Source organism: Geodermatophilus sp. DF01-2, assembly GCF_004571065.1.
Taxonomy (GTDB): domain Bacteria; phylum Actinomycetota; class Actinomycetes; order Mycobacteriales; family Geodermatophilaceae; genus Geodermatophilus.
The window spans coordinates 1-7642 of the sequence record NZ_SPQN01000126.1 but is presented as its reverse complement, the minus strand read 5'-3'; the positions used below and the strand labels follow the sequence as shown (position 1 = coordinate 7642).

The following is a 7642-nucleotide window of genomic DNA, read 5'->3' as shown; positions in this document are numbered from 1 at the left end:
CTCGCCGCCCCGCGCCCGGGCGCGGCCGGCACCGGGGTGCTCGCCGCGGCCTGCCTGCTGTGCGCGGTGCACCTGTGGCGGCAGCCGGGCCGGGCGGCGTGGGCGGCGCACGTCGTCCTGACGACGGCGATGCTCGCCGTCCACCTGTCCGTGGTCCCCACCCACCACGCCGCGACCGGCCTGGGGGCGTGGGCCGGGCCGGTCGCGGGGCTGCTGGCGGGGGTGGCGCTGCTGCTCGCCGCGGTCCGCGGGACCGGTGCGGTGCGCGGCACCTGACCGAGCGTTATAATCGTGCAGCAGCCAAACCTCGGCCCCCGTCCTCGCTACCGACATTCGCTTGTTGGCCGGTGTCTGGACAGGACGAGACAGGTGGCGACAGCAGCGATCAACCACACGGCAGGCAACATCCACGTGGTGGGGACGTGAGCCTGCAACGGCCACCCGGGAATCAACGTGCAACAAAGCCCGACGACGCCCGCGACGGCATAGCGCTGCCGAGCACGGATGCGGTCGCCACCGAGGGAACCGCTCAGCCCATCCCAGGGGTAGAAGGCCCACAAGACCGCAAGGAGGACGACACCGACCACAGACTCGAGGAGCTCCCACGGACCCTCGGCCGCGGCGACGCTGATAGCGGCCGCGAGGGCGACTCCGAGCAGAGCAGACTGGTCGGCCCATGAAGCCACGTCGCTTCCGCGACCGTCGCGCCCGCCGGACGAGATGGAGGCCACTGGCCAACTTTGGCACTCGGCGCCCGTGGCCGCTCGCGTGCACTCGGCGGGCTCGACTGCTGCGCCGTTCGTCCCGCTCGGCAAGGCGCTCGGTTCGGCTGCCTGTAGGTGCTGTCCGCGGTGTACCGGAGTGGGTCGCCCAGGGCGAACGTTGCCCGACGAGGCACTAGCCGGAAGATGTCGTACCTCGGTCGTATGTTCGGGTCATGACGTCAGCCGACCCCCTGCGCACGCCGTTCGAGGCTGCGCTGGTCGGCCGGCTGATGGAGCGGCCGCCGACTCCGCAACGGCTGCCGGTGGGCGCGCTGACCCGGGAGGAGAAGGCCGCCGAACTGCAGCGGCTGCAGGCCCGCAAGGCCATGGACGCCGCCTACGAGGCCGAGCTGGTCCTGGGGCTGGCCGACGACAGCCCGGATGACGACGACCCTGCGCCCGGCACGCCGGGGGCGAAAGGGTCCTGGGCTCCGGACACGGAGCTGCCGGGGGTCAGCGAGTTCTTCACCGCCGAGCTGGCGGTGATACTCAACTGCGGCCGCGGCACCGCCAGCCACCTCGCCCACCGCGCCTGGACCTACCGGGAGAACCTGCCCGCCACCTGGGCGGCCATGGCCGCCGGCGCCCTCGACGAAACCCGCGCCAAGGTCCTGGCCGACGTCCTGCAGCGCACGTCCCCGGCGATCGCGCGCGCCATCGAGGCCCGGCTGCTGCCCGAGGCGGCGTCCCTGACGACCGGCAAGCTGAAGAAGCGCGCACTCGCGGCGCTGCTGGAGGCCGACGCCGACGCGGTCGACGCCCGGAACAACGAGGCGCAGCGACAGGCCGACGTGCGCTGCCACCCCTCACCGATGGAGGGGATGAGCGCACTGTCCGCCGACCTGCCCGCCCCGGTGGCGGCGGCCTGCTACGAGGTGGTCGACCAGCTCGCCCGCATGCTGAAAGCCGACGGCGATCCCCGCCCCATCGGTCAGCTGCGCGCCGCGGTGCTCGCCGACCTCATCCAGCGCCCGTGGGAGACCGGCCGCCCGCCGGTCACCGCGCACCTGCAGCTGGTCGCCACGCTGTCCGCGCTGGCCGGCAGCTCGGCCGAGCCCGCGGAGGTCAACGGCCTGCCGATCACCATCGGCCAGCTCCGCGAGCTGCTCGCCCAGCTCGACGCCCTCGGCCTGCGCACTCCCGAGGGCGGCACGGTGACCCTGGCGCTCACCGACGACGACGGCGCCCTGCGGGCCACCACGACCCTCGATCAGCTGCGCCGCTTCGTCCGCCGCGGCTGCCCCGACCACCCCGACGGCACCTGCGGGTGCTCCGTCCTGGACCGGCCGGCCAAGGTCCCTCAGCACGACCCCAGCCCCGGTCAACAGACCTTGGTCCACACCCGCGACCGCGCCTGCCGGTTCCCCACGTGCGGCCAGCGCGTCGGCTGGGCCGACGCCGACCACGTCATCCCTCACGCGGAGGGCGGAGCCACCGACTGCAGCAACCTCTGCTGTCTGTGCCGCAGCCACCATCGGCTGAAGACCTTCGCCCGCGGCTGGCGCTTCGTCATGGACCCCGACGGAACCCTGCACGTGACCACACCGTCCGGGGTCACCCGCACCACCCGACCACCCGGGATGCGCGCACCCGCCCCAGACCCACCGAACCCCGGGGGCTCGCCGCCGACGCCGCCCGCTCCGGACGACGAGTCGCCGCCCTTCTGATCACCGCGAACCCGCGGGTCACCTCGTACCCATGCCCACGAGCCATCCTGCGCGCCAACCGAAGCGACGCCGGCCGCCGGCCACCGACCGGCGCGACCGCCGACCGCTGTCACGTCAGTCCTCGGGGGAGCCGGACCGGCGCGAGGTCGTCGAACAAGCCGTCTCGGTGCCGGCTCGGCCGGGGCACTCGGCCGGGCCGGCCAGCCGGGTACGCCAGCCAGTCGTCGTGGGGTAGGGGAAGTCGGCGTCAGAGCCCGGCGTCGCCGGCGGACGCCGGGCTCTGCGGGCCGCGGGTGCCCCAGGCGTAGGTCTGCTTCCGCAGCGCCAGGTAGAGGTGGGTCTCGGTGGACTGCACGCCGTCCACCGCGCGGATGCGGGCAACGACCTCGAGCAGCTGGTCGTCGTCCTCGCACACCACCTCCACCAGCAGGTCCACCGAGCCCGCCGTGATGACGACGTAGTCGACCTCGGTGAAGGCGGCGATGCGGTCGGCAGCGGCACGGGGGTCGCCGCTGGTCCGGACGCTGACCATCGCCTGCCGGGAGAAGCCGACCTGCATCGGGTCGGTGACCGCCACGATCTGCATGACGCCGGCGTCGAGCAGCCGCTGCACGCGCTGGCGGACCGCGGCCTCCGACAGCCCCACCGCCGTGGCGATGCGGGCGTAGGGACGGCGGCCGTCCTCCTGGAGCTGCTCGATGATGGCGCGCGAGACGTCGTCCAGCACGAACTGCCCCCGGACGTTCATCCCGGCCCCCGCCCTGCATCGCGTCGACCCGGCGGTTCCGGGCTCTGCGGATGGTAACCAGAGCCAGCTCGGACGTGGCCCGTGCCGGGCCCTCCCCGCTACGATTCCCCCACTCCGAGCCATTCCGGACGACGGGATCCGTAGTCATGACCACCACCGAACAGGACGTCACAGCGCTCGACCAGCCCATCGGAGCGGACGCCACCGCGAACCTGTGGCTGCACTTCACCCGGATGGGCGCCTACCGCGACACCCCGCCGCCGGTCATCGTCCGCGGCCGGGGAGCCGAGATCTTCGACGACCGCGGCCGGCGCTACCTCGACGGCCTGGCCGGGCTGTTCGTCGTCCAGGCCGGGCACGGGCGACGGGTGCTCGCCGAGGCGGCGGCGCGGCAGGCGGAGGAACTGGCCTACTTCCCGCTGTGGTCCTACGCCCACCCGGCGGCGATCGAGCTCTCCCAGCGGCTGGCAGCCGCCACCCCCGGCGACCTCGACCGGGTCTTCTTCACCACCAGCGGCAGCGAGGCGGTCGAGACGGCCTGGAAGGTGGCGAAGCAGTACTTCAAGCTCACCGGGAAGCCGCAGAAGACCAAGGTGATCAGCCGGGCGGTCGCCTACCACGGGACCACGCACGGAGCGCTGTCGATCACCGGCATCCCGGCGATCAAGCAGGTCTTCGAACCGCTGGTGCCCGGCAGCGTCCGGGTGGCCAACACCAATCTCTACCGGGCACCGGTCTTCGGCTGCGACCCGGAGGCGTTCGGCCGGTGGGCCGCCGACCAGATCGAGCAGGCGATCCTCTTCGAGGGCCCGGACACCGTCGCGGCGGTGTTCCTCGAGCCGGTGCAGAACTCCGGCGGCTGCCTGCCACCGCCGCCCGGCTACTTCGCGCGCGTCCGCGAGATCTGCGACCGGCACGACGTGCTGCTGGTCAGCGACGAGGTGATCTGCGCCTTCGGCAGGTTGGGCACGACCTTCGCCTGCGAGAAGCTCGGCTACGTGCCGGACATGATCACCTGCGCGAAGGGGCTGACCTCGGGCTACTCCCCCATCGGCGCGATGATCGCCTCCGACCGGATCGTGGAGCCGTTCCTGCGCGGGACGACGTCCTTCACGCACGGCTACACCTTCGGCGGGCACCCGGTCAGCTGCGCGGTCGCCCTGGCCAACCTGGACCTGTTCGAGGAGGAAGGGCTCAACCAGCGGGTGCTCGACAACGAGGGTGCCTTCCGCGCCACGCTGGAGCGGCTGCTGGACCTGCCGATCGTCGGCGACGTCCGCGGCGACGGCTACTTCTACGGGATCGAGCTGGTCAAGGACAAGGCGACCAAGGAGACCTTCGACGCCGCGGAGTCCGAGCGGCTGCTGCGCGGGTTCATCGCCGGGGCGCTGTTCGAGGCGGGCCTCTACTGCCGGGCCGACGACCGCGGCGACCCGGTCGTCCAGCTCGCCCCGCCGCTGGTCTGCGGCCAGGCCGAGTTCGACGAGATGGAGCAGATCCTCCGGAGCGTGCTCACCGAGGCCTGGGCCGAGCTCTGAGCTCCCTGTTGATCATCGACGGGTGGCTGTCCACGTCGGTGTGTCGGGCAGCCACCCGGCGATGATCGACGAGAAGGGGTTCACTCCCCCGCCGGCACGCACAGCACCGGGCGACCGGAGAAGTGCAGCAGCTCGTGCGACACCGAGCCGAGGACGGCGCCGCGCAGCGGGCTCTCGCCGCGGGTGCCGCGACGATGACCCGGCCGTCGTGCCGGCGCGCCGCGTCGACCAACGCCTGGGCCGGCTTCCGCGGCGGCACCTCGGCGACCGTCCGGGCGCCGCCCTTCTCGGCCTCCTCGACCGCGTGCGACACCGCCGTCCGGCCCAGCTCGGCGAGCGCCAGTTGGTGGGCCTGGAACTCCTCCCCCACGCCGCCGGGCGGCTCGACGCCGTACACGAGGACGAGCGACTCGTCGAAGCGAAGCGCCGGCTCCGGAGCGAGCGCCAGCGCCGGCCGGGACCCCGGCGACTCGTCGTACCTGAGGACGATGCTCACCGCAGGTCCTCGTCGACGACGATGCGGTCGCCGGCGATGCCCGGCCGCTCCTGCCAGAACCTGCCGTCCCTGGCTCGCCACGCGAACATCACGACCAGGCCGACGAGGAAGATCCCGACGCCGATCACCAGCGGCGGGCCGACGCCGAGCCACGCCTGACCGGTGTAGGAGTTCTCCGGGTCGGCGAGGTCGCGGATCGACAGCACCAGCAGCCAGATGAGCAGTCCCGCCCCGACCAGCGGCCCGACGCCGATGAGCAGGAACGCCGACACGCTGCGGGTCAGCTGACGGCGGTGGTAGACGGCGCAGGCGATTCCGGTGAGCGCGTAGTAGAAGGCGATGAGCAGCGACAGCGCGGTGATCGAGTCGAACAGTGCGTTCTCGCTCACCAGGCTGACCACGACGAACCAGATGCTGGCGATGACGCCGACCCACCAGGTGGAGACGTCGGGGGTGCGGTGCCGCGGCGAGATGTGCCCGAACCGGCGGGGCAGCGCGTGCCGCCGGGCCATCGACAGCCCCGTCCGGGACGCCGGGAGGATCGTCGTCTGGGTCGACGCGACGGCCGCCGTCGCCACCGCCAGGAGGACCACCCAGTCCCAGCCGCCCAGGACCTCGGTCGAGAACAGCGCGAGGATCGCCTCCTCCTCGTCGGCGTTGTCGGCGAGGTAGTCGGTGCCGGCGAAGGCCAGGACGGCGATGGCGACGCCGACGTAGGTGACCAGCAGGACGATGGTGGAGACGATCGCCGCGCGGCCGGAGGTCGAGGTCGAGTCGCGGGTCTCCTCGGTGAGGTTCACCGCCGACTCCCAGCCCCAGTAGGCGAAGACGCCGAGGAGCAGCCCGCCGGTGAGCGCCGCCCCGCCGGCGCCGAAGGGGTTGAGCCAGTCCCAGCCGGGGTCGAGCCCGCCCAGCTGGCTGTCGCCGGTCGCCCCGCGGTGGATGGCGACCGCGGCGAAGACCAGGAGCGCCGCCGTCTGGGCGAGGATCAGCGCGTTCTGCACGTGGGCCGACAGCTCGGTGCCGAGCACGCAGATCCAGGTCATCAGCAGGACGAGCCCGACGGTCAGCACGGTCACGACGGCGGTGTTCTCGGCCAGCGAGTCGAGGTCGAGCGTGCGCAGGGTGAAGACGACGCCGACGTTGGCCAGCGACCCGATGATGAGGACGCCGGTCATCGCGATGGCCCAGCCGCCGATCCAGCCGGCCCACGGCCCCATCGCGCGGGTCACCCAGGAGAACGTCGTCCCGCAGTCGGGGTCGACCCGGTTGAGCGCGGCGAACGCGCCGGCGATGAGCACCATCGGCACGAACGAGGCCAGCAGGATGCCGGGGGCGTGCACCCCGCTGAGGGCCACGAGGGCGCCGATGATCGCGGCCAGGGTGTAGGCCGGTGAGGTCGAGGCCAGGCCGATCACGAGGGCGTCGAGGAAGCCGATGGCGCCCGGGCGGAGGGTGGTCTCCTCTCCCGGGCGGACGGCGGAGTCCGCGGGGTCCGGCTGCATGCGACGGTTATCGCAGCAGAATCCCGATCCGCCAAGGGTTCGGCGACCGCGGGCCTGGTCGAACTGCGGAAGCCGTGGCCAGGGTGCCCGCCACCTGTGGAGGTGGACATGCGCATCCTGCTGGTCGGCGCCGGCGGTGTCGGCAGAGCGGTGACCGCGATCGTGGCGCGCCGCGCGTTCGTGGAACGGCTCGTCGTCGCCGAGGTCGACGCCTCCGACGAGGCCGCCGTCGCAGGCCCTGCTCGCCGAGCACGGCCGCGACGTCGCCGCGGCGCTGCCGGATCCGGCGTCGCTCGGCGAGCTGATGACCGGGAAGACCTGCGCCGGGCCGTGGGCGAGCGGCACGGGCGCCGACGGCCGGCCGCGGCAGGTCTCCCTGTGCCACGTGGTCGACAACGCCTGGTCGAGGGCGGAGTACGGGTCCCAGGCAGTGGTCTGGCAGACGGCGGTCAACCCCGTGGTCGTCCTCGAGCTGCTGGCCACCGGACGGTGGCGGGGCCGCGGCGTGCTGAGCCCGGAGGCTGTCGACGCGGTGCCCTTCCTCGACCTGCCGACCGCCTACGGCTCCCCCTGGGGGATGTGCGAGGGCGGCTGAGGAAGGCCCCCTCGCCCCCCGCCGCTCGCAGGAGCAGGACCGTCCTCCCCACCCCTCGCAAGCTCGGAGCGGTGCCCTGGACGGGGCCGCCTGCACGGGGCCGCTTCCGGCCGGCCGCACCTCGTCAGCCGACTGCGTCCACCAGCCGGCGCAGCTCCCCCGTCACCACGCAGGCCCGGCCCAGGACGTCGTCGCGCGCGGACCCGGCCTGTTCGCGGACGGCGGTGAAGCGGGCCAGCGCCGCAGCGTGAAGGTCCGCGAAGGCGTCCGCGTCGCCGTCGGCGTCCCGCAACAGCGCCGCCACGAGGGCCCAGCGCAGCCGGTCGACC

At 73.2% G+C, this 7642-nt stretch carries 8 protein-coding genes; 4 read left to right on the top strand and 4 right to left on the bottom strand.

Features of this window, described 5'->3' with window-relative positions; translation table 11 throughout:
• Both E4P41_RS22450 and E4P41_RS20555 read left to right on the top strand, forming a co-directional pair.
• Positions 1-276, top strand: a 276-nt coding sequence (locus E4P41_RS22450; RefSeq protein WP_209307836.1) for a hypothetical protein, incomplete at its 5' end; no start/stop codon positions are given.
• A gap of 661 nt (positions 277-937) precedes the next feature.
• Positions 938-2431 (top strand): HNH endonuclease signature motif containing protein, encoded by a 1494-nt coding sequence (locus E4P41_RS20555; RefSeq protein ID WP_135143071.1) that lies wholly within the window; start codon positions 938-940, stop codon positions 2429-2431.
• Positions 2432-2678: 247 nt separating this feature from the next.
• On the opposite strand, the gene E4P41_RS20550 is transcribed toward E4P41_RS20555, so the two are convergent.
• Complete coding sequence (locus tag E4P41_RS20550; protein WP_135143070.1) at positions 2679-3179, bottom strand: Lrp/AsnC family transcriptional regulator; 501 nt, start codon at positions 3177-3179, stop codon at positions 2679-2681.
• Between the two features lie 146 nt (positions 3180-3325).
• Between E4P41_RS20550 and E4P41_RS20545 the strand changes: the two genes are divergently transcribed.
• Positions 3326-4717 (top strand): aspartate aminotransferase family protein, encoded by a 1392-nt coding sequence (locus E4P41_RS20545; RefSeq protein WP_135143069.1) that lies wholly within the window; start codon positions 3326-3328, stop codon positions 4715-4717.
• Here the strand turns inward: E4P41_RS20545 and E4P41_RS20540 are convergent.
• Together E4P41_RS20540 and E4P41_RS20535 are read right to left on the bottom strand one after the other, a co-directional pair.
• Positions 4692-5213 (bottom strand): universal stress protein, encoded by a 522-nt coding sequence (locus E4P41_RS20540; RefSeq protein ID WP_209307835.1) that lies wholly within the window; start codon positions 5211-5213, stop codon positions 4692-4694. The two genes, E4P41_RS20545 and E4P41_RS20540, sit on opposite strands and share 26 nt — an antisense overlap.
• Positions 5210-6718, bottom strand: a complete 1509-nt coding sequence (locus E4P41_RS20535; RefSeq protein WP_135143068.1) for an APC family permease — start codon at positions 6716-6718, stop codon at positions 5210-5212. The genes E4P41_RS20540 and E4P41_RS20535 overlap by 4 nt, the downstream gene beginning before the upstream one ends.
• 304 nt (positions 6719-7022) lie before the next feature.
• Here E4P41_RS20535 and E4P41_RS20530 point away from each other — a divergent pair, with 304 nt between their 5' ends.
• Positions 7023-7313 carry a hypothetical protein gene (locus tag E4P41_RS20530; protein ID WP_209307834.1) on the top strand — a complete coding sequence of 97 codons (291 nt, stop codon included), beginning with the start codon at positions 7023-7025 and terminating at the stop codon, positions 7311-7313.
• Positions 7314-7437: 124 nt separating this feature from the next.
• On the opposite strand, the gene E4P41_RS20525 is transcribed toward E4P41_RS20530, so the two are convergent.
• A partial coding sequence (locus E4P41_RS20525) for a hypothetical protein (protein WP_167761202.1) occupies positions 7438-7642 on the bottom strand: 205 nt, incomplete at its 5' end.